General features: G+C 44.3%; 20 protein-coding genes and 1 tRNA gene. 12 read left to right on the top strand and 9 right to left on the bottom strand.

Features of this window, described 5'->3' with window-relative positions; genetic code table 11:
- Window positions 1–21: 21 nt before the first annotated feature.
- The 6 genes from ACUM5Y_RS10170 (at window position 22) to ACUM5Y_RS10195 (ending at window position 8,911) form a co-directional block, all read left to right on the top strand.
- Window positions 22–1,530 (top strand): YifB family Mg chelatase-like AAA ATPase, encoded by a 1,509-nt coding sequence (locus ACUM5Y_RS10170; RefSeq protein ID WP_445976767.1) that lies wholly within the window; start codon window positions 22–24, stop codon window positions 1,528–1,530.
- Between the two features lie 190 nt (window positions 1,531–1,720).
- Window positions 1,721–2,521, top strand: coding sequence for a hypothetical protein (locus ACUM5Y_RS10175; RefSeq protein WP_445976768.1), 801 nt, complete (start codon window positions 1,721–1,723; stop codon window positions 2,519–2,521).
- A gap of 278 nt (window positions 2,522–2,799) precedes the next feature.
- Entirely contained in the window at window positions 2,800–3,723 is a 924-nt protein-coding gene (locus tag ACUM5Y_RS10180; protein ID WP_445976769.1) for a bile acid:sodium symporter family protein, read from the top strand.
- A 185-nt stretch (window positions 3,724–3,908) separates the two neighbouring features.
- Entirely contained in the window at window positions 3,909–5,957 is a 2,049-nt protein-coding gene (gene rep / locus ACUM5Y_RS10185; protein WP_445976770.1) for a DNA helicase Rep, read from the top strand.
- 123 nt (window positions 5,958–6,080) lie between these two features.
- Window positions 6,081–7,034 carry a TAXI family TRAP transporter solute-binding subunit gene (locus ACUM5Y_RS10190; RefSeq protein ID WP_445976771.1) on the top strand — a complete coding sequence of 318 codons (954 nt, stop codon included), beginning with the start codon at window positions 6,081–6,083 and terminating at the stop codon, window positions 7,032–7,034.
- A gap of 116 nt (window positions 7,035–7,150) precedes the next feature.
- The gene (locus ACUM5Y_RS10195; RefSeq protein ID WP_445976772.1) at window positions 7,151–8,911 is read left to right on the top strand and encodes a TRAP transporter permease; all 1,761 of its coding nucleotides are present in this window, start codon (window positions 7,151–7,153) and stop codon (window positions 8,909–8,911) included.
- A gap of 66 nt (window positions 8,912–8,977) precedes the next feature.
- Here the strand turns inward: ACUM5Y_RS10195 and ACUM5Y_RS10200 are convergent, their stop codons facing one another.
- Window positions 8,978–9,301 (bottom strand): c-type cytochrome, encoded by a 324-nt coding sequence (locus tag ACUM5Y_RS10200; RefSeq protein WP_445976773.1) that lies wholly within the window; start codon window positions 9,299–9,301, stop codon window positions 8,978–8,980.
- 245 nt (window positions 9,302–9,546) lie between these two features.
- On the opposite strand from ACUM5Y_RS10200, the gene ACUM5Y_RS10205 reads away from it, so the two are divergent.
- Window positions 9,547–9,623: transfer RNA gene (locus ACUM5Y_RS10205), tRNA-Arg, on the top strand.
- Between the two features lie 98 nt (window positions 9,624–9,721).
- Here ACUM5Y_RS10205 and ACUM5Y_RS10210 read toward each other — a convergent pair.
- From ACUM5Y_RS10210 to ACUM5Y_RS10230, 5 genes are all read right to left on the bottom strand, one after another.
- Window positions 9,722–11,077, bottom strand: a complete 1,356-nt coding sequence (locus tag ACUM5Y_RS10210; protein WP_445976774.1) for a hypothetical protein — start codon at window positions 11,075–11,077, stop codon at window positions 9,722–9,724.
- Window positions 11,070–12,167 (bottom strand): nucleoid-associated protein, encoded by a 1,098-nt coding sequence (locus tag ACUM5Y_RS10215; protein ID WP_445976775.1) that lies wholly within the window; start codon window positions 12,165–12,167, stop codon window positions 11,070–11,072. Before ACUM5Y_RS10215 ends, ACUM5Y_RS10210 begins: the two co-directional genes overlap by 8 nt.
- 122 nt (window positions 12,168–12,289) lie before the next feature.
- Window positions 12,290–12,661, bottom strand: coding sequence for a tyrosine-type recombinase/integrase (locus ACUM5Y_RS10220; protein ID WP_445976776.1), 372 nt, complete (start codon window positions 12,659–12,661; stop codon window positions 12,290–12,292).
- 198 nt (window positions 12,662–12,859) lie between these two features.
- Window positions 12,860–13,129, bottom strand: coding sequence for a Txe/YoeB family addiction module toxin (locus tag ACUM5Y_RS10225; protein WP_445976777.1), 270 nt, complete (start codon window positions 13,127–13,129; stop codon window positions 12,860–12,862).
- Window positions 13,110–13,382, bottom strand: a complete 273-nt coding sequence (locus ACUM5Y_RS10230) for a type II toxin-antitoxin system Phd/YefM family antitoxin (protein ID WP_445976778.1) — start codon at window positions 13,380–13,382, stop codon at window positions 13,110–13,112. The genes ACUM5Y_RS10225 and ACUM5Y_RS10230 overlap by 20 nt, the downstream gene beginning before the upstream one ends.
- Window positions 13,383–13,598: 216 nt before the next feature.
- Between ACUM5Y_RS10230 and ACUM5Y_RS10235 the strand changes: the two genes are divergently transcribed.
- Entirely contained in the window at window positions 13,599–14,297 is a 699-nt protein-coding gene (locus tag ACUM5Y_RS10235) for an aspartate/glutamate racemase family protein (RefSeq protein WP_445976779.1), read from the top strand.
- Window positions 14,298–14,383: 86 nt separating this feature from the next.
- Here ACUM5Y_RS10235 and ACUM5Y_RS10240 read toward each other — a convergent pair whose 3' ends face one another.
- Both ACUM5Y_RS10240 and amaB read right to left on the bottom strand, forming a co-directional pair.
- Entirely contained in the window at window positions 14,384–15,655 is a 1,272-nt protein-coding gene (locus tag ACUM5Y_RS10240) for an NAD(P)/FAD-dependent oxidoreductase (protein ID WP_445976780.1), read from the bottom strand.
- An 82-nt stretch (window positions 15,656–15,737) separates the two neighbouring features.
- On the bottom strand, window positions 15,738–17,282 hold the full coding sequence (gene amaB / locus ACUM5Y_RS10245; RefSeq protein WP_445976781.1) for an L-piperidine-6-carboxylate dehydrogenase: 1,545 nt from the start codon (window positions 17,280–17,282) through the stop codon (window positions 15,738–15,740).
- 174 nt (window positions 17,283–17,456) lie between these two features.
- On the opposite strand from amaB, the gene ACUM5Y_RS10250 reads away from it, so the two are divergent.
- The 4 genes from ACUM5Y_RS10250 to ACUM5Y_RS10265 all read left to right on the top strand — a co-directional run bounded on the left by ACUM5Y_RS10250 (window position 17,457) and on the right by ACUM5Y_RS10265 (window position 20,016).
- Entirely contained in the window at window positions 17,457–18,293 is an 837-nt protein-coding gene (locus ACUM5Y_RS10250) for a LysR family transcriptional regulator (protein WP_445976782.1), read from the top strand.
- Window positions 18,294–18,362: 69 nt separating this feature from the next.
- Window positions 18,363–19,058, top strand: coding sequence for a helix-turn-helix transcriptional regulator (locus ACUM5Y_RS10255; protein WP_445976783.1), 696 nt, complete (start codon window positions 18,363–18,365; stop codon window positions 19,056–19,058).
- 96 nt (window positions 19,059–19,154) lie between these two features.
- Window positions 19,155–19,586: a GFA family protein gene (locus ACUM5Y_RS10260; RefSeq protein WP_445976784.1), complete on the top strand. Its 432-nt coding sequence runs from the start codon at window positions 19,155–19,157 to the stop codon at window positions 19,584–19,586.
- A gap of 64 nt (window positions 19,587–19,650) precedes the next feature.
- Complete coding sequence (locus ACUM5Y_RS10265) at window positions 19,651–20,016, top strand: VOC family protein (RefSeq protein WP_445976785.1); 366 nt, start codon at window positions 19,651–19,653, stop codon at window positions 20,014–20,016.
- A gap of 58 nt (window positions 20,017–20,074) precedes the next feature.
- Here ACUM5Y_RS10265 and ACUM5Y_RS10270 read toward each other — a convergent pair whose 3' ends face one another.
- Window positions 20,075–20,848, bottom strand: a complete 774-nt coding sequence (locus ACUM5Y_RS10270; RefSeq protein WP_445976786.1) for an HAD family hydrolase — start codon at window positions 20,846–20,848, stop codon at window positions 20,075–20,077.
- Window positions 20,849–20,854 lie beyond the last annotated feature (6 nt).

Below are 20,854 nucleotides of genomic sequence, written 5' to 3' on the forward strand. Positions count from 1 at the left end.
CTCTCTGATCAAGGAGTGATCATGGGCTTAGCGATCTTATATAGTCGAGCAAGAGTGGGTGTTGTTGCCCCGCTTGTTACAGTAGAAACCCACATTTCAAATGGCCTTCCAGCACTAAACATAGTGGGGTTGCCTGAAGCTGCGGTACGAGAATCGAAAGATCGCGTGCGCAGCGCCATCATTAATAGTCATTTCGAATTTCCTACCCAGCGGGTCACGATAAACCTTGCCCCTGCAGACCTTCCCAAAGAAGGTGGCCGCTACGACCTTGCTATTGCGATCAGTATTTTAGCGGCCTCAGGTCAGCTGGGTGATATTAACCTAAGAGCCTTCGAGTTTATTGGTGAGCTGGCTTTATCTGGGGATATTCGTGGTGTGTCGGGGCTACTGCCTTCGGCCATTGCCAGCCATCAATCTAGACGACAATTAATTTTACCCAGTGGTAATCAAAGAGAAGCCGCACTGGTAGACAGTGATGCGCTTCACGCTTCCCACTTGACCCAAGTGACCGCCCATTTATTAAAACAAGCCAATCTGCCTATGTGCGAGTCTAGCAATGATGTCTTAGAGGGGGCGCTTCACAAAGACATGCAGGACGTGAAAGGCCAATATCAGGCTCGTCGAGCATTGGAAGTCGCGGCAGCGGGTGGTCACAACCTTTTGTTTGTTGGGCCTGCTGGAACAGGCAAGACAATGTTGGCTTCTCGATTGCCCAGTATTATGCCCAAAATGACGGAACAAGAAGCCTTGGCCGTTGCCTCAGTTCAATCGGTTGCTGGCCGTAAAATGGGCTTCGATTGGCATTGGTCCGAGCGGCCATTTCGATCACCTCATCATTCTTGTTCCGCCGCTGCCTTGGTAGGGGGCGGCTCGATTCCTAAACCGGGGGAAGCGTCTTTGGCCCATTGTGGGGTTTTGTTTTTAGATGAGTTGCCAGAGTTTGATCGTAAGGTTTTGGAAGTATTGCGGGAGCCGTTAGAAAGTGGCGAAGTACATTTGTCCCGAGCCAGAGGGCAAGTTAGTTACCCAGCTCGCTTTCAGTTGGTCGCGGCGATGAATGCTAGTAATGAGGCTTACAGCGGCGGGATGGAATACTACCAATCCAGTGCCAGCCAAAAGTATTTAAAAAAGCTCTCTGCCCCATTTTTGGATCGTATCGATCTGCATGTGGAAGTACCGCCATTACCATCTAAAGTGCTGGTGGATGAAAAGGAGGTAGGCGAGAGCAGTGAGTCGATTCGTGCTCGGGTTGAGTTGGCCGTTGCTAGGCAAAGGGAGCGGCAAGGTTTTTTGAATTCACAACTAGGTGGCCGACAGCTAGAAAGCATCTGTGCTTTAAGTTATGAAGACAAACAATTCATGCAGCAAGCGTTAGAGTCTTTGAAACTCTCTGCCCGTGCTTACCATCGAGTATTAAAAGTAGCATTAACTTTAGCAGATTTAAATGCCAGACCTGTTTGCCGTGAGCATTTAATGGAATCTTTGAGTTATCGTAAAATGGAGAAGATTTTATCCCAGTCAGATAGCTGAGTAGCATTTACTATTCTTAAAGAATTGAATATCAAGTATTTTTAATACTTTATGAGGAATGAATTAAATCACACGGATGCTCTTTAATTATTTCACTACATATCAGCCTAAATACGTAGTAAAGTGCAAATTAAATGCTGTTTCATAGAAAATGCACATCCAACGCATTACAAGGATAGGTTTAGTTTTTATGTATCAACGCTTAAATGCCCTGCATCGGATACTAATCACCAGTTTAACTTTATGCTTAAGCATGCCTTTATGGGCGGCCGTAGGAAGTTTGGAGTTTAGGCTTGGGCCATATATCTCTAATATTGAGTATGAAGAACCTGGCTTTATGAAAGAGAAGGGCAGTCTCAGTGGGTTAGCTGGACGAATCACGCTCTATGAGAGCCTAGCCATGATGAGCCTAGAAGTGGACTATGCAGATGGCAAAATGGATTATAACGGCTCTGGAAGAATAGACGGTATACCGAATACATTTTTGGAAACTCGCGGGTTGCTCGGACGTAGTGTTTTGCTTGATGAAGCCAAATTGTTGACTATTTTCATTGGCTTTGGATATCGAAACCTAAACGATGACTCAAGCGGACTTGTTTCTTCCACCGGGCATTATGGCTATGAAAGAAAACAGATTTATTATTATGTTCCTATTGGGATAGAGTTTAAAAATCGGCTGAACAGCAGTGACTGGCGTGTAAACGGTCGTGCCGAATACGATAACTTTTTTTATGGGAGGAATACCTCTTATTTAGGCACTATTTCTGGCTATAGCGATGTGGAGCTAGAGCAAAATTATGGTCATGGTTATCGCTTTTCTCTTGAGTTTGAAAAACCGCTTTCTGCCCAAGGAGGCGCAATTGTAGTAAACCCTTTCTATCGTCATTGGAACATTGAAAAATCTCAAGTTACCTATAACAGTCGCGGAGGCTGGTATGAGCCAAAAAATACTTCAGATGAGTACGGTGTGGCGGTGTTTTTGTCTTTTTAGAAAAAAGCTCTCCCATATACAATCATTTTTACGTCATTTCTCTGTTATAGGCTTGGTGTTCCATTAACCTGCCAGTAATTATTTCATTTAGACTATTTTAAAAATTAACATTTCGTTACAATTCATCTCCCATTTTTTAAGTGCCTATCTTTTGTCAAGTTTTCACTTTTAGCCGCCATAGTGAATGGCGTTATGGGAATTAATAATAATGAATTATTGCGCGTTTGTTCGTTGTGACAATGAGAAGCACAACAAGCGCATTTATGGAGTGTTAATTTATGGTTATTCAGCTATTCCCTTTATGGGCGTTATTACTTTCTGTTGCAGCATTTTTTCAGCCTGATTTATTCGTAGGGCTAAAATCCTATATTGTTCCCCTGTTAACCGTCATTATGCTGGCGATGGGGCTTACCTTGAGTCCAAAAGATTTCAAGCAAGTTTTGCATAACCGTAAAGCGGTTGTGGTTGGGGTTTTACTGCAATTCATGGTGATGCCGATTGCTGCTTTTGCTGTGGCACTAAGCTTTGGTTTTAACACGGAGCTCACCGTCGGTATGCTGCTGGTGGGCAGTGTGGCGGGCGGTACGTCTTCGAATGTTATGTGTTATTTGGCGAAAGGTGATACCGCCTTGTCTATTTCCATGACTGCGATTTCGACCTTGCTAGGTGTGGTACTTACACCTTTCCTTGTGTCCTTGATGATTGGTCAGAGTGTTGATGTGCCAGTGGCCTCCATGCTGATGAGTTTATTCAAAATTGTCTTATTGCCTGTTGCGGCAGGTGTATTGATTAACACCTTCTTTGGTAATGTGATTCGTAAGGCCGAGCCTGTGCTACCGTACGTTTCTATGTTCGCCATTGTCTTGATCATCGCTATCGTGGTGGCGTTAAGTTCTTCTAAGCTGGTTGAAGTTGGCTTGATCGTTGTTGCTGCCGTCGTTCTGCATAATGCGATTGGTTTGTTGCTTGGCTACTGGGTCACTTACTTGCTTGGCTTTGATGCGCGCGTATGCCGCACTATTGCCTTTGAAGTGGGTCTGCAAAACTCAGGTTTGGCCGCAGCCCTAGCCATTAAGTTCTTCACTCCAATGGCAGCACTGCCAGGAAGTATCTTTAGTGTTTGGCATAATATTTCTGGTTCGTTACTGGCCAGTTATTGGAGCCGCAAGCCCCTTGCAGCGAAAGACAGGGACACAGAGTAATCAGCAAAGCTTGTCTGCCCTTAGCAGATAGGCGTTAAGAAAACTTGTCGAGTTGTTAGGAAGAGCAATGCAGAATTCAGCATTGCTCTTTTTTTTGTGCTTTTGATCGGGAAATTGTGCGAGCCTTGGGTATCTCGGGTACACTTGGCGTCTAATTATTATCTTCTTTTTGATTCGAGTTATTTATGTCTGAGCCGCAATTATCCATCACTCATCGCCTCAAGAGCCTTAACGATCGTCAGCTGGATGCCGTCAAGCAAATTGATGGTCCTTTGTTGGTGTTGGCTGGGGCAGGTTCAGGGAAAACCAGTGTAATTACGACGAAAATCGCCTATCTGATCCAAACCTGTGGTTTTAAGGCTAGTAGCATCATTGCCGTAACCTTTACCAACAAAGCTGCTCGTGAAATGAAAGAGCGGGTAGTGGGCATGCTGTCGAAATCCGAAAGTCGTGGTCTGAGTATTTCGACTTTCCATAACTTAGGCTTACGCATTCTACGCAAGGAATACCATCGAGCAGGATTAAAAGAGGGCTTTACCCTATTTGATTCGCAAGACTCGCTAGCCTTGGTGAAAGAGATACTAGACAAAGAATTTAATGAACAGGTCGATGCGGCGAACTTTTGTCAGAACACCATCTCCAATTGGAAGAACGATTTAACTACGCCGAACGAAGCCATGGTGAACGCCGATACGGAAGAGTTCCTGTTGGCTGCTCAGGTGTATAGCCAATACCAGCGTTATTTACGTGCCTATAATGCGGTGGATTTTGATGACTTAATTCTCTTGCCAGTAAGCCTATTAATGGCCGATGAAGCGCTGCGAGATCGTTGGCAAAATCGCGTGCGTTATTTGCTGGTGGATGAGTGTCAGGATACCAACGCCAGCCAATACGAACTGATCCGCTTGTTAGCGGGCTTTCGACGTTGCTTTACCCTAGTAGGAGACGATGACCAGTCCATCTACGCTTGGCGTGGCGCGCGCCCAGAAAACCTTGAACGCCTGTCGACCGATTACCCGAATTTAAAAATGGTCAAACTGGAGCAAAACTATCGCTCCACAAAAACCATCCTAAAAGCTGCTAACACCTTGATTGCCAATAACCCCCACGTCTACGACAAGGCCCTATGGAGTGATCTAGGTGTGGGGGATCCGATTCGTGTCATGGTGACTCGAAATGAAGATGCCGAGTCGGAACGGGTGGCGGCGGAAATTCAATCCCGCCATTTGCGCCATGATATTCCTTACCGTGATTTTGCCATCTTATATCGAGGTAACCATCAGGCGCGCTTGCTCGAAATTAAACTGCAGGCCTACCGTATTCCTTACAAAATGAATGGCGGCACCTCTTTCTTCTCGCGGGCCGAAATCAAAGATCTGATGGGCTATCTGCGTTTATTGGTGAACCCAGCGGACGATAACGCCTTCTTACGTATCGTGAATTTACCCCGTCGTGAAATTGGCCCAGCCACGTTAGAGAAAGTTGGAAACCTTGCGACCGAGCGTGGCGTGAGCTTATTTGAAGCGGCGGGCTACAAAGAGCTCGAAGAAACCGTTTCGGGCCGTTCGTTAAAAAGCTTACAAGATTTCGAACGCTGGATGTCTAACCTACGCCAGCGTTTAGAAGGCGCTTCCCCTGTGCCTGTGATCGAGCAAATGATCCACGATATGGATTATTACGGTTGGATTCAGGAGCAAACCGCTTCGGCTAAAGCGGCCGAACGCCGTATTGAAAACGTCCGTTTCCTATTGGAGTCTATCCAGCGCATGATGGAATCCGCCTGGGAAGAAGACGAGACAGCAGGCCTCGATCAAGCCATCAGCAAGTTGTTATTGATCGACATGCTAGAGCGACAAGAAGAAGAGGAAGATGAAGACAAGGTTCAGCTACTGACGCTTCATGCCTCGAAAGGGCTGGAATACCCACACGTATTTTTGATCGGCTGTGAAGAAGAACTGCTACCTCACCGTAACAGCATCGAAAACGACGACATAGAAGAAGAAAGGCGCCTTGCCTACGTGGGCATTACCCGCGCAAAACGCACCCTTTGCATTACCCTTGCCGCCAAACGCCGCCAATATGGGGAAGAGATCGACTGCCTGCCGAGCCGTTTTCTAGACGAACTGCCAGAAGAAGATCTGGTTTGGGAAGGCCGTGGCGATGAAACCGAAAGCGTTAAAAAAGAGCGCGGCAAAGCCTCCTTATCTGCCTTGAAAGCCATGTTGAATGATTAGTTGAAAAGAATGGAGTTGAGTAAGGCGAATCTTATTGTTTGTGTTACAAAAATGTACATTACTCTTCAGATCTTGGTAAAATTTGCAGAGGAAACAATAATAAACCACCAGAGAATCGCCCCAATGAAACTATCTAAAGTATTACTCAGTGCCGCAATTGGTTTGTCTGTCTCTCAGCTAGGCTTTGCACAAACACAAATCACTTATAAGTCCGCTAAGACCAGTTCATCTTATTATCAGATGGCGGTTGAGATTGCCCAAGCAGTTAAAAAAGACACCAACAGTGAACTGATTCTTACCGTAGAAGAAAGCCAAGGCTCTGTACAAAACGTGATGGAATCGGCTTTTCGTGGGGCGAATTATGTTTTTACCACTCCGCCAGCCTTAGTTGGCTTAGCGCAAAGCGGTAAGGCGATGTTTAAGGGCCGAAACAACCCTAAGTTCGACGAAATTCGTGCGCTTTTCCCTATCCCATCGTTAACCATGCATTTTGTTGTATCCGATAAAAGCGGTATTGAAAGCTTTGAGCAGATGGAAGGTAAAGACATTCTGTTAGGTAAAGGCTCGTTTGGTGCCAATGAAGGCGCAAAATACATTGAGATGTTTGGTTTAGAGGGCAAGATCAATTTATCTAAAGTCGAGCTTTCTAATGCTGTATCGGCATTGAAAAATGGCCAAATTGATGGCTTTGTGACCGCAGGCTCTTTCCCTGCACCTAACGTGATTGAAGCTGCCGCGGGAACAGGGGTAAAAGTGTTGTCTTTGTCGGATGAGCAAATCGCCCAGACTAAGCGTACTAAGTTAGTCATTCCCGCCGGCACTTACACAGGCCAGCAACAAGACATTACCACCACATCTTTACCTGTTGTGGCCTACACAAGTAGCGCTATGGACGAGGCGACGGCTTATGCACTTACCAAAGCATTTTGGGGGCAAAAGCAGGCCATGTCGGACACTTCCCCTTGGTGGAAAGGCGTTTCTACAGACATGTTAAGCAATATAAATGGCAAAGTTCACCCAGGCGCTGCGAAATATTATCGTGAAATGGGTGTGACATTGAGCGCAGAACAGCAATAATTTTATTGCCTGTTAGCGTTATGGAATAGAGTCTGGCGAGATAACGTCAGACTCTATTCAGACCATATTTCAGTATTCTCGTTTTTCTTCTCACTCATTTTGACAGGCGATTTTTCATGCCTAATAAGTACTTTTGGGCCGCTTTTGGCTTTGTAAGCATTATTTTCCATCTAACGTTAATCTTTTCTGGCTTGGTTCCCAACCTTGTTAGCCGACCTTTGCATATGGCGTTAGCTTTGCCTTGGGCTTTCATCTTTTTAAGCAATACCCCATGGCAGCGTTATACCGGCTATGTGTTTACCCTGTTAGGTTTACTGGCGACGCTTTGGGTGGCTTACAATGCTGATGTGCTCGGGGATCAATATGGTTATATCAGCCAAGAGTACCAGCTGTGGATAGCAGCGATCTTGCTTTTGTGTGTGTTAGAAATGGCGAGACGTTGTATTGGTTGGCCTTTGCCTATGGTGGCCGCGCTAGCGCTGGCCTATGGTTTGTTTGGCCAGCATATACCGGGTGAATTTGGCCACCCATCCTTACCTATTGGTAGCTTCTTAGGAACCTTAACTATTGCCGAAGGCGGTATTTGGGGGAAATTAACGGGTGTCTCAGTCAGTATTGTCGCTATCTTCGTGATATTCGGCGCCATGCTAAATGCCGGTGAAGCGGGCCAAGGCTTTATGAATCTCGCGGTCACCGCTGCAGGGCGTTTAAAAGGTGGCGCGGCGAAAGTGTCAGTTATTTCCTCTGCTTTATTTGGTTCTATTTCTGGGTCAGCTTCGGCTAACGTGGCTTCCACAGGCGCCATTACCTTACCGGCCATGACCAAATTGGGTTATCCCAGATCTTTAGCAGGCGCCACCGAAGCGGTTGCTTCTTCAGGTGGGCAAATTATGCCTCCGCTCATGGGCGCGGGCGCGTTTGTGATGGTGGAACTTACGGGTATTCCTTATCAAAGCATTATGTTTGCCGCAATTTTACCGGCAATCTTGTACTTCTGGGCGGTGTGGGTTGGGATAGACGCTTTTGCGCTACGTTACGACCTAAAAGCGGTAAGTAAAGATCAACGACCTAGTGCTCGTCAGTTGTTGATTACTTGTAGCTTCTTTATGGTGCCCTTCGCACTCTTGCTATGGGGCATGTTCGGGCCTGCCTATACACCACAATTCGCTGCCAGTATTGCTATTTTTGGTGCGGCGTTTTTACTCTTGTTTAACCCTAAGGGCTTGTCAGGAAAGGCAGAAATTCTTAGCCGCATTGAAGATGTAGGCACCAATGCAGGCAAGCAGATTGCTATGATCGCCTCTATTATCCTTTGCGCATCGATTGTTGTGGGTGTGTTGTCGATAACTGGACTAGGGGTGAAAATTACCTCTCTAATCATTGCCGGTTCTTCCGGAATGCTTTGGTTGGCCATCTTATTAACTGCGGTAGCATGCCTCATTCTGGGTATGGAAGTACCCACTACGGCGGCCTATGTGATTTGTATTTCTGTTGCTGGGCCTGCTCTGTCACAACTTGGCCTTTCGCCATTACAAGCACACTTGTTTGTGTTTTGGTTTGCTCTGTTGTCTACCATCACGCCGCCGGTTTGTGGCAGCGTATTTATTGCCGCAGGGATGGTGAAGGAGAACTGGCTGAAGGTAGCGGGTGTCGCCATGATGCTAGGTGTGGGCTTGTACCTTATTCCGCTGGCTATGGTTAGTAACCCGTCGTTATTGGATTTAGCGGAAAACCCTTTGCTCGCGATTTTGGCAGCATTTAAGATAGCGCTTGCGCTTTACTTTATCTCGATGGCGCTAATTGCGCCGTTAGCTAAGATAAAACGCGTTGTGTACTTGATGCTTGGCTTAGTTTTGATCTTCGCCTTTTCAATTTAAGGCCGGTTTGTAAAACCCATGATGATCTGAATAGAGAGTCATGGGTTTTTCTTCAGATACGCCTTGTTACTGAGAGGCTTTTTCCTGCATATAACGCACGGCGTTTTCTAACTCTTGCTCGGTACAATTAGCACATAAGCCTTTGGCGGGCATAGCATTTAAGCCGTTGGTTACGCTTGCTAATAGTTCCGTTAAGTCTTTGTTTTCCCTTGGTTGCCAATCGGCTTTATTACCAATACGAGGCGCCCCCGCCACACCACTAATGTGACAAGCGACACAAAAAGTATTTACCACCTGCTCACCGCTGCGCTCTGCTAGGGCGTTATTAGTGAAGGCAAAACTTATAGCTATCAGCGGCCAAGCAAGGTGTGAAAGAAAACGAGTGCGCATAATTGTCAGGTCACCTAAAGGTAAGAATTGGCTTAGCATAACAGAGGGGAGCAGTGAGCAAAAAATGTTACCTTGATAGACGTATCCTAGTTAAGCTAAATGCTTAGCCTTAAAGACAAATCAAAGCTTAGAAAGTTCAGCCGATTCAAGCGAAAGCGCCATTAAGCACTGGAATCCTGACGAATTTCCTTTAGAATACGCACTTCATTTCTTACTTGGCTTTTTTACACCTTAGCCACAGTCATGCGCCCGTAGCTCAGCTGGATAGAGCGTCGCCCTCCGGAGGCGAAGGCCGGAGGTTCGAATCCTCTCGGGCGTGCCATTTATTAATATTCAAGAACTTGATTTATATATGTTTTATTTTATTTGCTGTCTATTTTAGATAGAAAATGACTACTTTTCGACTACACTCATTTTTCTTTAGTTATTTTTAGTGCTTTCTTTATGCGTTTCTAATTGTGCAGTATCGTTATTACCAGAAATATGCGGGCCACCGTAAGCAAACATTAGCGCCAATACATAAATAAATACTGGAAGGAAAGATAACCTAGAAAATAAAGATAGCGATCTACGAGCATTATCTAATTTAGTGTCCAAAGAGTTGATCACAGAAGAGAGTTCTGTTCTTGCTAGTTCTGAAACTTGGCGTTCTTTGTTTCTTAAAACACTGAATAACATATTTTTAGCGTTCTCTACTGATTCGAGCTTATCTTGTTGAGCTAAAATAATTCTATAGACAAGCCAAGAGCCAAATCCCAGACCTAGTATGAAGACCAATATACTAACTATAGCTAACCATTTTCCTTCATCGAAGTTTGGGAACGAAAATCTTCTTAACAAGGCGATAGCAGCAATAGATGCTGAAATTGCAAGAAGCTTTGTTACAGAGTCGTTGATGACATCAGAGATACTAGAAGAAAAAGTCAGCTCAGATTCTGCTAGCTCTTTTTTCAACTTATCTAATTTGAAATCGTTAAGGTATGCTGAAAAATTATTAAGAAAGAGATTTTCAAATATAATCCACTCAGAAGTTATTTTGTTTAAGACCGATGATGGAGAGTAGTTTCCACAAAACTCACTTAAACTGCTATAAAATACAGCTCTCTTTTCTTTCAATTTCAAAGCCGCTTGTTGTTCTTCACACAACTCTTTGAGTAGGGAAAGGTCTATAGAGTGCATTCTCTCTATGATTTCCTCATCAAGCGATACTTCAACCTCAATTGGCTTATCTCTTTCTGATATAAAGATTAACTTTTTGATATTTTGAGAGCTTTTTTCATCGTAATAGTGTGCTAGATTCGAAAAGTAGTTAATAAAATCAACAAACTTATTTAGAGCGTTAATAAACTTGTCATCATTAGAGTCTTCCCCAACCCTACCAGTATGACGATCTAAAATATAAAAGTTATTAGGGACTTTAGGTTTTTTGGCTTTAGCTATTAAATCGTAAAACTCATTAACTGTTGTAAATATTCCCCCACTACTATCAAAACTGTAGCTGATATTAATGGAGATATCAGATGAGGTTGCTCTCTCACATATGTTCTGTATATTCTTTTCAATAAAACCGCCATAAGCACTCATCGGAACTTTTAAGCTTTTTTCATTAATTAGAATATCCTCAATTTTAATCCTCAACTCACTTCCGTATGTGAAAATACAATTTAGGATATCTTTGAGTTCAATTTCCTTGGGAGCTTCTAGGGAAGCTCTATTTTGGTTCGTTATTTTTAGAGCTGTCAGAAGAGTGAGAAAAATCTTTTTTGTGTTACTCATTTAAAGCTTGCTCCAGAATTATTACAAGCTCTTGAGGGGGACGATTAAAAATAACTTTGCCATCTTCCGTTAGGTAAACGGCAGCCTGCTCATCTTTTGATACTAAATCTCGTTTGATTGAAATTTGATAGTCGTCATCTTTATAACTGATATGAGAATATTTATCTGCTATTTTTTTATTGACAGGAAATTCGACTGGAACTCTATTGTCTTCGTTATTCAGAAATGTAATGTAATCATTAAGTGTTGTATCTGATATCTCCTGATCTTCAGCAGGAACAAACCTTCGAGCTATATTTTCTACCTCGGATAAGCGAACGTTTCCACCATCAGCTCTAGAGCAACTGATTACATATTCTAATAACGCGCTATGCATTTCATCTGCGTTATCAGCAATTAGAGGGTTTGTTCTGAAGAATTCATCTGAAGCTGTGAACAAGGATTCGGCAGCTTTTGCAGATGAAGGACCTTTATCACATCCAAGAGCGGTAACGAAATAGCCAGCAGTGGATACGTTGTTTCTGGGGCTAACGAAACTAAGATAAGTTATTTCACTTTTTTCAACTTCATCTGCAACAAGAAATTCTCTGAATCTTACCGTGTTTATTTTGAGTGCTTGAGTCAGCTTAGCCAAGTCAATGTATTCTAGACTTTCTATGTGAAGCTCATCATCTATGTTCATTCCATCAGTCTTTTTTACCATTGCAACTAAGAGAAAGATAATTGCATCAACTTCATATTCTAAGAAAACTATATATCCGCCACTGGCAGGTGTAGAGTCTGAAGCAAGTTCCCATAATCTTCCCATGATGAATTCTGTTAATTCGATAAATTTTAAGTCACTAAGATCTTCGATATTTTCAGATAAATCATTAAAAAATTGACCGAAGCTACTGGGCCGTTCAAGTGAGTTAAAAACACCATATTGAGCTGAGTTCTGGCGCTTTCCATATATATCGATAATTTTTTTAGCAAAATTTTGTACTTTGATATTGTCTATTGGCAATAAATCGTTAGCTAGTCTAGATTCTTGGATATCTTGGTGTTGTTCTTTTACTAGCTCATGCACAATAGCTTTTCTTAGGTTCATTATTTAATTCCTTTTACTCATCAAGAACATTCATAGTGTTAAGGTACTATAGTTTTATAAACATCATACTAGAGCGTGATATTTTTTTTGCAAAAAATAAAAGTATCTTCAATCGGTGTATTTTAGAGGTCATTTAATGGGTTTAGCTTAACTGCTTCATTAAGGTGTTCGGGAGCAAGATGAGCATACCTCATTGTCATTATAATCGTTGAGTGTTCAAGAATTTTTTGTAATGTCAGTATGTTTCCACCGTTCATCATGAAATGGCTTGCGAAGCTATGCCTTAGAACATGTGAAGACTGTCCTTGAGGTAATTTTATACTGGTGGTCTTTAAGTATTTTCTGAAAGATTTGATGCAATCGAAGAATCGACCATGCGTTTTCATGTGATCTTCAAGTTGCTTGAATAGAGCGTCATTTATTGGAATAGAGTTAATTTTTCCTTCCCAATAAGCAAGTAACTCGATTAACCAATAACGCTGATTCCAATTCATAATTCTATCCCTTTTGGCCCCAACTATATATTGCAATAATTAGTGTATTGAGTACATCTAAAGATAAGCCCTAATCCTCCTATATTCAGTCACAGAAGTTCATTGCGAAGCAAACTATTCTGACTCATTTGTAAAAAAATATAAGTGGTTGGCTTGAAAAGCAGCGCAACTCTCATAACCGTTAGGTGACCATTTTAGTTAGCGATCATCGTAGTGCCCACCAATGGCAAAAATGTAGATCGATTTATCATCAAATTTGTAAATTAATCGATCTTTATGAGAAATGCGTCGAGACCAAAATCCAGTGAGATTGTGCCGTAACTGTTCCGGTTTACCTGTTCCTTGGCTTGGGTGATTACGAAGCATTTCTTTTAATAACTTACATAACGCCTTATGCAGCTTTTTATCTTTTTCGCGCAGTTCTTCGTATGTTTCCCAGGTTCTGCCTTCAAATACCAGTGATCTCATCCATTTCCTCATTGGTTGGGGTATAACCTGAACTATTTGCGTGTGTGCCAGCCGATTCAGCAATTTGTTGCATTAAGCTAGAGTTTTGCAAAACGTAAAGAGTTTCTTGCTCTCTTTCCCAGTCGTCGGCGCTCATTACAATAAAGTCTTCACCTGCTCGACGTGTAACTTTTAGCGGTTCGTGGTTTGTAGTAACTTGTTCTACAAAGCTTTTCAGCTTATCTCTAAATTGATTTACACTTACAGTATCCATAGCGACCTCAATATGTACGGCATTTCCGTACGATAATATATGATGGTATAAAACAAGACAATAAATTTGACTGCCAAAATGCCGTTACGTTTGGCTACCTTGTGCTTGTGATACAGCGCCGGTTTATTAGCGATATTAAGTAAACGGAGGTTATATGAATTACCGCCAGAGGCATGGTTATATTGGTTCAGTGTCATTTTAGGAGTAGTTAGCTAAATGAAAGAATTAGGAATGATTGGTGGAACGTCGTGGCATTCTACGGTGGAGTACTATGCGGGCATAAACCAAGCGGTAAACGATCATTACGATGGCAATGTGAACCCTCCATTGGTGCTGATTAACCTCAATCAGAAGCAGATTCACGATCTACAGCGTTCTGATGATTGGGATAAAATCGGCGATATTATGGTAGCGGCTGGGCAGAAGTTACAAAGCCTAGGTGTTGATGCCGTTTCTTTCTGTGCCAATACGCCCCATAAGGTGTACGAGCAATTACAAGCGTCTCTTTCGATTCCTGTTCTGCATGTGGCGGATGCCATTGGTGATAATCTTAAAAGCAATGGCTTGGATACGGTTGGCCTGATTGGTACCCGTTTTACTATGGCGGAAGATTTCATTAAGGGTCGATTACAGGAAAGATATCCGGTAAAAACCATTGTGCCGCCTGCTTCAGAACAAGGTGAGATTCAAGAAGCTCTGTACAACAAGCTTTCTATGGGTGTGTTTGATGATGAAACAAAAGCCTTGTTTCTGAAGATTATTGAGTCGTTAAAAGAGAAAGGAGCACAAGCGGTTATTCTTGGTTGTACCGAGTTTCCTTTGTTGCTAAAAGACGTCCCTTGTTCAATTCCGCTGATTGATTCTTTGCAGTGTCACACGGATTCGTTGGTTAAATATATTCTCGAGCAAGACTAAAGCGGGAGTGAAATAGCCTCTGAATTGAAAACTAGAGGCTATGATTTATTACTTAATCATCAATTGGTTATAGCTTGAAGGGCTTTTTAGTCCAAGGCATGTGACTGTTGCCCAAGGTGATAAGCGTGGGCACCGATTTCATAAAACATGCGCTTCACTTCTCGAAAAGGTACGTCCCTTAAGAGAGTTGTTGGGATGGATAAGCTTTCAATATTTCCCGTTAGCCATTGGGCGAGTTCTGCCCCCACCATGGTGCCTGGTCCAATTCCACGGCCACTGTACCCCGCCACACTATAAAGACCAGGTTGTAGCTCTTGGCAGTGGGGAATGTGATCCTCGCTACAGGCGATTGTCCCCGTCCAATAATAATCCCACTCAACTTTGCTAAGCGTTGGGAATAAGTCGCTTACTCTCTGGCTTGCCCAATTCTCTAGAGCGCCACTTTTGCCTCCCATACCCCCAAAGATAAAGCGGCCTTGTTGATCTAGGCGGAAGGAGCTCATGACGGTGCAGGTATCCCATACACCTTCTTTGTTGGGCAATATGCTCGCTAATTGCGCTTCACTCAGAGGTTTGCTGGCAAGCTGTGAGTAATGAATAGGAATGAATTTTTGGTCTTGCTGTTTAGCCGCATATTCACAATAGGCATTGGTGGCTAATATCACTTTGCCTGCATGAATGTGCCCTTGCTCGCTGAAAAGCTTCCAGCCCTTACTGGTTGGCTCCATTTTTTGCACAGAAGAATGATCAAATAATTTTGCCCCTTCTTGCAAGGCTGCATGGGCTAAGCCACGGGCATAGGCCAATGGTTGAATGGTGCCAGCTCTTGGGTCGAACAAGGCGGAGTTGAATTTGGTGGAGCCAATGCGTTGTTGTGCTTCGACACTACCTAATAGCTGAACTGGTGCCCCACGACGAGACATTTGCTCGTAGCGGCGCTGCAATTGTTTTAGACCTAATTTCCCCACTCCAGCATGGAGGGTGCCGTTACGGGTCGCTTCGCATTGAATCTGGTATTTATCGATGAGTTGATACACATAGTCTGGCGCTGAGGCTAGGGTGTCATAAAGCTTTTTACCCGCCGTGGCGCCTATGGCTTTGTCCAGTTTATCGGGCTCTAACCATAAGCCTGCATTGGCTAGACCAACATTGCGACCAGAGCCACCGAAGCCAATTTCTTGGGCTTCAATGACCGCTACAGATACCCCCAAACTTGCCAGATGCAAGGCTGCGGAAAGACCGGTAAAGCCACCGCCAACAATGGCAATATCTACCTCTAACTCGCCTATCAAGGGAGTCAGTGTTGGACCTTGCGGTGCACTGGCTCTCCATAAAGAATCACATAAGGGCTCAGACATAATGCTCACCTTCAGAAGGAAACGTGATGAGATGATAGAAGCAAAAGTATGGCCAACTTTTGTTGGCCATACCGGTTAGTTGTTATTCAAAGACAATACCTTGAGCCAATGGCAACTCACCGCCATAGTTAATGGTATTGGTGGTTCGGCGCATGTAATTACGCCACGCATCGGAGCCAGATTCGCGGCCACCGCCAGTGTCTTTTTCGCCACCAAACGCGCCACCAATTTCCGCACCAGAGGTACCAATATTGACATTGGCAATGCCACAATCTGACCCAGCTGGTGACATAAAGCTTTCCGCTTCACGAATGCTTTCAGTGAACACAGCAGAGGAAAGCCCTTGCGGCACTTCGTTTTGGATATTGATAGCGTCTTCGAAATCTGAGTACGTCAGCACGTATAAGATAGGGGCAAAAGTCTCTTCGTGAACGATAGGCGCGTTGTGGGCAATGCGCACAATGGCTGGTTTCACATAATAACCCTTGGCAGGCACACCTTCGGTGACACGTTCACCACCACACACAATGGTGCCGCCCTGTTGCTGAGCCGCGGCGAGAGACGCCTGCATCTTGTTATAGCTGGCTTCATCGATCAGTGGGCCGACTAGGTTGCCTTCTGCTAATGGGTTACCGATAGGTAAAGAGTCATACGATTTACTTAGGCGCTCAACCAAGGTGTCCACCACACTTTCGTGAGTGATTAAGCGGCGCAAGGTAGTACAGCGTTGTCCCGCTGTGCCTGCGGCAGAGAACACAATGGCGCGTAACGCTAACTCAAGATCAGCCGTGGCCGACACTATCATGGCGTTATTGCCACCCAGTTCGAGTAAGGAGCGGCCAAGGCGACCGGCGACAGTTTGGGCAACAGCGCGACCCATGGCGGTAGAGCCGGTTGCTGAAACCAGCGGGAAGGTGTCGCTAGCGGCAATGGCTTCGCCAAGCTGACGATCACCTATCATCACAGAGACGGCGGCTTTTGGAATATCTTCCATGTCAGCGATGACGTTTTGTGCGATTTGATACATGGCCAAAGCACACAGAGGCGCCTTTTCGGAAGGCTTTAGTAGAATCGGGTTGCCACATACTAGGCCAAGCATAGCGTTCCACGCCCACACTGCCATTGGGAAGTTAAAGGCGGTAATGACTGCAACAGGGCCAAGTGGATGCCATTGTTCCATCATGCGATGGCCAGGGCGTTCAGACACGATAGACAAACCATGTAACATGCGAGATTGACCCACTGCGAAATCACAGACATCAATCCATTCTTGTACTTCCCCCAAGGCTTCTGGAACAATTTTACCCGCTTCCAAGGAGATCACTTGTGCTAATTCATGCTTATATTTGCGGGCTTCATCACCAATGCGACGAACCAACTCACCACGGCGAGGTGCGGGAATAGAGCGCAATACTTTAAAGGCTTCTTTAAGCTCTAGGTTGACTGCGTCTAGCTGGCTTGGGGTGGCATTGTTAAAGCTAGAAAGTTTCTCTGCGTCAATGGGGCTGTAAACTGAAAAGCTGGAGCCTTCTCCTAGTGCTTTGGTGTTTCCTGTGAGCAGGCTGTAATAAGTATCGCCTTGTTTTAGGGCGTTTATACCCAGTACTTCTAAGCAAGCTAATGACATCTGAAACCTCTAATGTGCGTGTATTTGAAGAGAAATTTAAACTTCATTAACCATATCGAGCCTGCTGACGAATAGAAAATACTGTTTATCTTCCACTGGTCAAGGTTTTTCCTATAGCTATTGGGGGGGCGAGTTCGATATATTAAAGGTGACTCTATTTAAGGTGTGATGAGTATGGACATTCGATCGTTACGTTATTTTATTGCCGTATATGAAGAGCGCAGCTTTAACGCCGCTGCGAAGCGTTGCTTTATTGCTCAGCCCTCCATTTCGACCATGGTGGCGCATCTGGAAGAGGACTTAAATGTTAAGCTCTTTGTGCGACATTCCAAGGGCGTTTCGCCTACGGACAGCGGCAAATTACTCTATCCCTATGCCTGTAAAATGGTGAATGATCTAAGTGATATGCGAAATTTGTTTCTTGAGTCCCCCGCCCCCATCACCTTATCCATTTCCTTAACGCCGTTTCTCTCTGGGGCCTTAGTAAGCCAAGCACTGAAAACCATGCTAGATGAAGTGCCAAGGCTAAGCTTAAAGCTGGTGGACGAGTCGGAAAGTGCGGACCTGTACTTTACCAGTAACCACTACATTACCAAGGAAGATGTCTTTTACCCTTTGTGGGAAGATCATTACGTCATTGCTATGCCCCTTGATCATAGCTTGGCGGAATATGCATCCCTGTCCATTAAGCAAATCGATAAACAGCCTTTTATCTCTCGTACCTCCTGCGACATCTTGGAGTCTTGGAACTACCTGATGCAAAAGCAGGAGTTAACCACAGACGTGCGCGCGCAAGTGAAAACCGAGGAATACGCACTGGATCTGGTTGCCGCAGGTTTGGGCATCTCCTTGATCCCTGAGCATTCTTCCCGTGGTCGAGACGACATTTGCTTACGACCACTTCATGATGTGAAGTTAAAGCGGGTGGTAGGCTTGGCCCATAAAAAAGACCAAAACTTTCCAGACCATCTCATCAACACCATATTGTCAGTGAAAAAGCAGCTTCTGTGATTTGTTTTCTGTCGTTATGTATAAAATGCTGATGAACACCTACCTACACTTTTAATGGGGCGACATGTCATGAATGGTGGCGATGTAAAACGTATCTCACGGCTAACGGCAATCACTATGCTGTTGCAGACCAAGTCTTTAGTGACGGCCACTGAGTTAGCAGAGCGATTTTCGGTCAGTGTAAGAACCATTTATCGAGATATTCGTGCTTTAGAAAGCTCTGGTGTGCCTATTTACACAGAAGAAGGCAAGGGGTATCGCTTAGTCGATGGTTATCGACTGCCACCGATTATGTTTACGGAAAGTGAGGCGAATGCTTTGATCGTGGTGGAGCAGTTGGTGCTTCACAACAAGGACGCATCGTTAGTGAAGGACTATTCAGATGCCATTGATAAGATCAAATCCACTCTCAATACAGGCCAAAAAGCTAGGGTAAACCTGCTATCTGAGCGGACCCAATTTAGCCAAATGAAAAAGCAAGAAAGAAACAGCGATAATTTATCGACCCTTCAACAGGCATTAACAAACTTTTTACTGATTAATATCCACTATTCAGATGAAGCATTGAAGGCCTCCATTAGAAAGGTGGAGCCTTTTGCATTATTGAATACAAGATACAGTTGGATGCTCGTCGCCTGGTGTCGACTTCGTCAAGACTTTAGAAACTTTCGTTTAGATAGGATTCAAAGTATCGAGCTGTTAAACGAGAACTTTGCCCCACACGATATGACGTTAGAAGAGTATTTTAAGCGTTCAAGCGAATAATATTTAACCCCCTGACATAAGGCTGTCAGTACGCCCCTCTACACTGATCATTATTAATTTAACGTTCAATAGGTCGTGTAAAAGGAGTGTCGCTTTATGTTAGCCGCCAAAGCTAAGTGCCTATGTGGTGCTGTCAGTATTACTGCCAATCAGATTAACCCTAACTTTACCGTTTGCCATTGCGAGAGCTGCCGTGGCTGGGGTGGAGCGCCTTTCTTTGCGGTGCAATGTGGCACAGATGTTGTCATTGAGGGGCGTGAACACATCAAATTATATGAATCTTCGGCTTGGGCGTCGCGAGCCTTCTGTGCTGAATGTGGTACTCACTTGTTTTATCAGTTGCTGGAAAGTGGCGCTTATAACATGCCGGTTGGCATTTTTTCAGACCTTGGTCCTTTAGAAATGACTATGCAGTATTTTAGTGATCAACGGCCAGAATATTATTGCTTTGCGAATCAAACCGAAGAAATGACTCGTGCAGAGATCATGGCGTATTTCGCAGCAGCGTCGACCTCTACAGGAGGCTAATAAGGTTAGTTGTCTAGTTTTTAGAATTTATAATTTTTTATTGAGTGATATATGGAGTGTTAAAATGGAGATGAATTACGTTGTTTTGGGAACCAATAATATGGTCGAGGCCGTCCGCTTTTATGACATTTTATTGGCCGATTCCGGTTTTAATCAGGTGTTTGCTACGGATAGGATGACCTATTGGCAAAAGGCTCAAATGACTTTTGCGCTTGCGATTCCTTTTGACCAAGCTGCCGCCACGAATGGCAATGGCAGCATGTTGGGCTTTGTCTGTGATAGTGAGCAAGAAGTCAGTGCTTTATATCATAAGGCGCTTAAATTAGGTGGACGTTGTGAAGGTGAGCTGGGCTTACGAGGACCTTATTATTCCGCATATGTAAGGGATTTGGATAACAATAAGCTGAGTTTTGGTTGTATGTTGAGCTAACAGACTCCTTTTTATCACCCCACAAATCTTGCTGTGGGGTGATGCTAGCAGGCTGCTGTTAGTTTTTGTTTAGCAGTGCCTTGGCAAGTTCGACAAAACCTAGTCCGCCATTTTGTTGGGTAATGTAGTCGGGCTTGTGGCTCAGAGTCGGTAAAAATTTTTGAACATTGGCTACACCGACGGATAACGGCATGGCTTCAAACATGGCCTCGTCATTGGTGGAATCACCGATAAAAGCACATTGCGCTAAGGGGATTTGCTGAGCATCAATCCATGCTAGAGCGCCACTGGCTTTGTTGTAATCGCCGATCCAAGTGTTGATGTGAATCGAGCTAAGCTTGGCGTTGACGCCTTGAGATTTCAGCCATTCAGTGGCTTTTTTTGCTCTTGAGAACTCGACTTTGACAGCCTGACCTATGTCTAGTGCCACATCGCTAATGCGAAAGTTTTGGTCTTGTGTGAAGCCGATATCAGCAAAGGTGGTTTTCAGTTGTTGAGCGAGCGCTTTCAGTTGCGCTAGGTCTTTCTCAACTCGTTCCGCAGCCTTTAGAAAGTGCGTAATAGTATGGCCACCCTCGGCTTGTTCCATATAAAAGGCGCCGTTCTCACCGACAATGTATTTGATCGGTAGGGTTTTTAATAAGCAGTCGCACCAGCCAGCACTGGCGCCAGTGACAGGCACCACTAAAATGCCTGCCGCTCTTAATTGATGTATGGCTTGTATTGTCTCGAAGGGAATTTCGCCCTTGTAGGTCAGGGTGTCGTCTACATCGGTAAATAGCACGCGAATGTTTTGGTTAAGGTGGGCTGGTAATTGTTCTGGCATAGTCATAAGTAA

It is taken from the genome of Marinomonas dokdonensis, assembly GCF_052747885.1.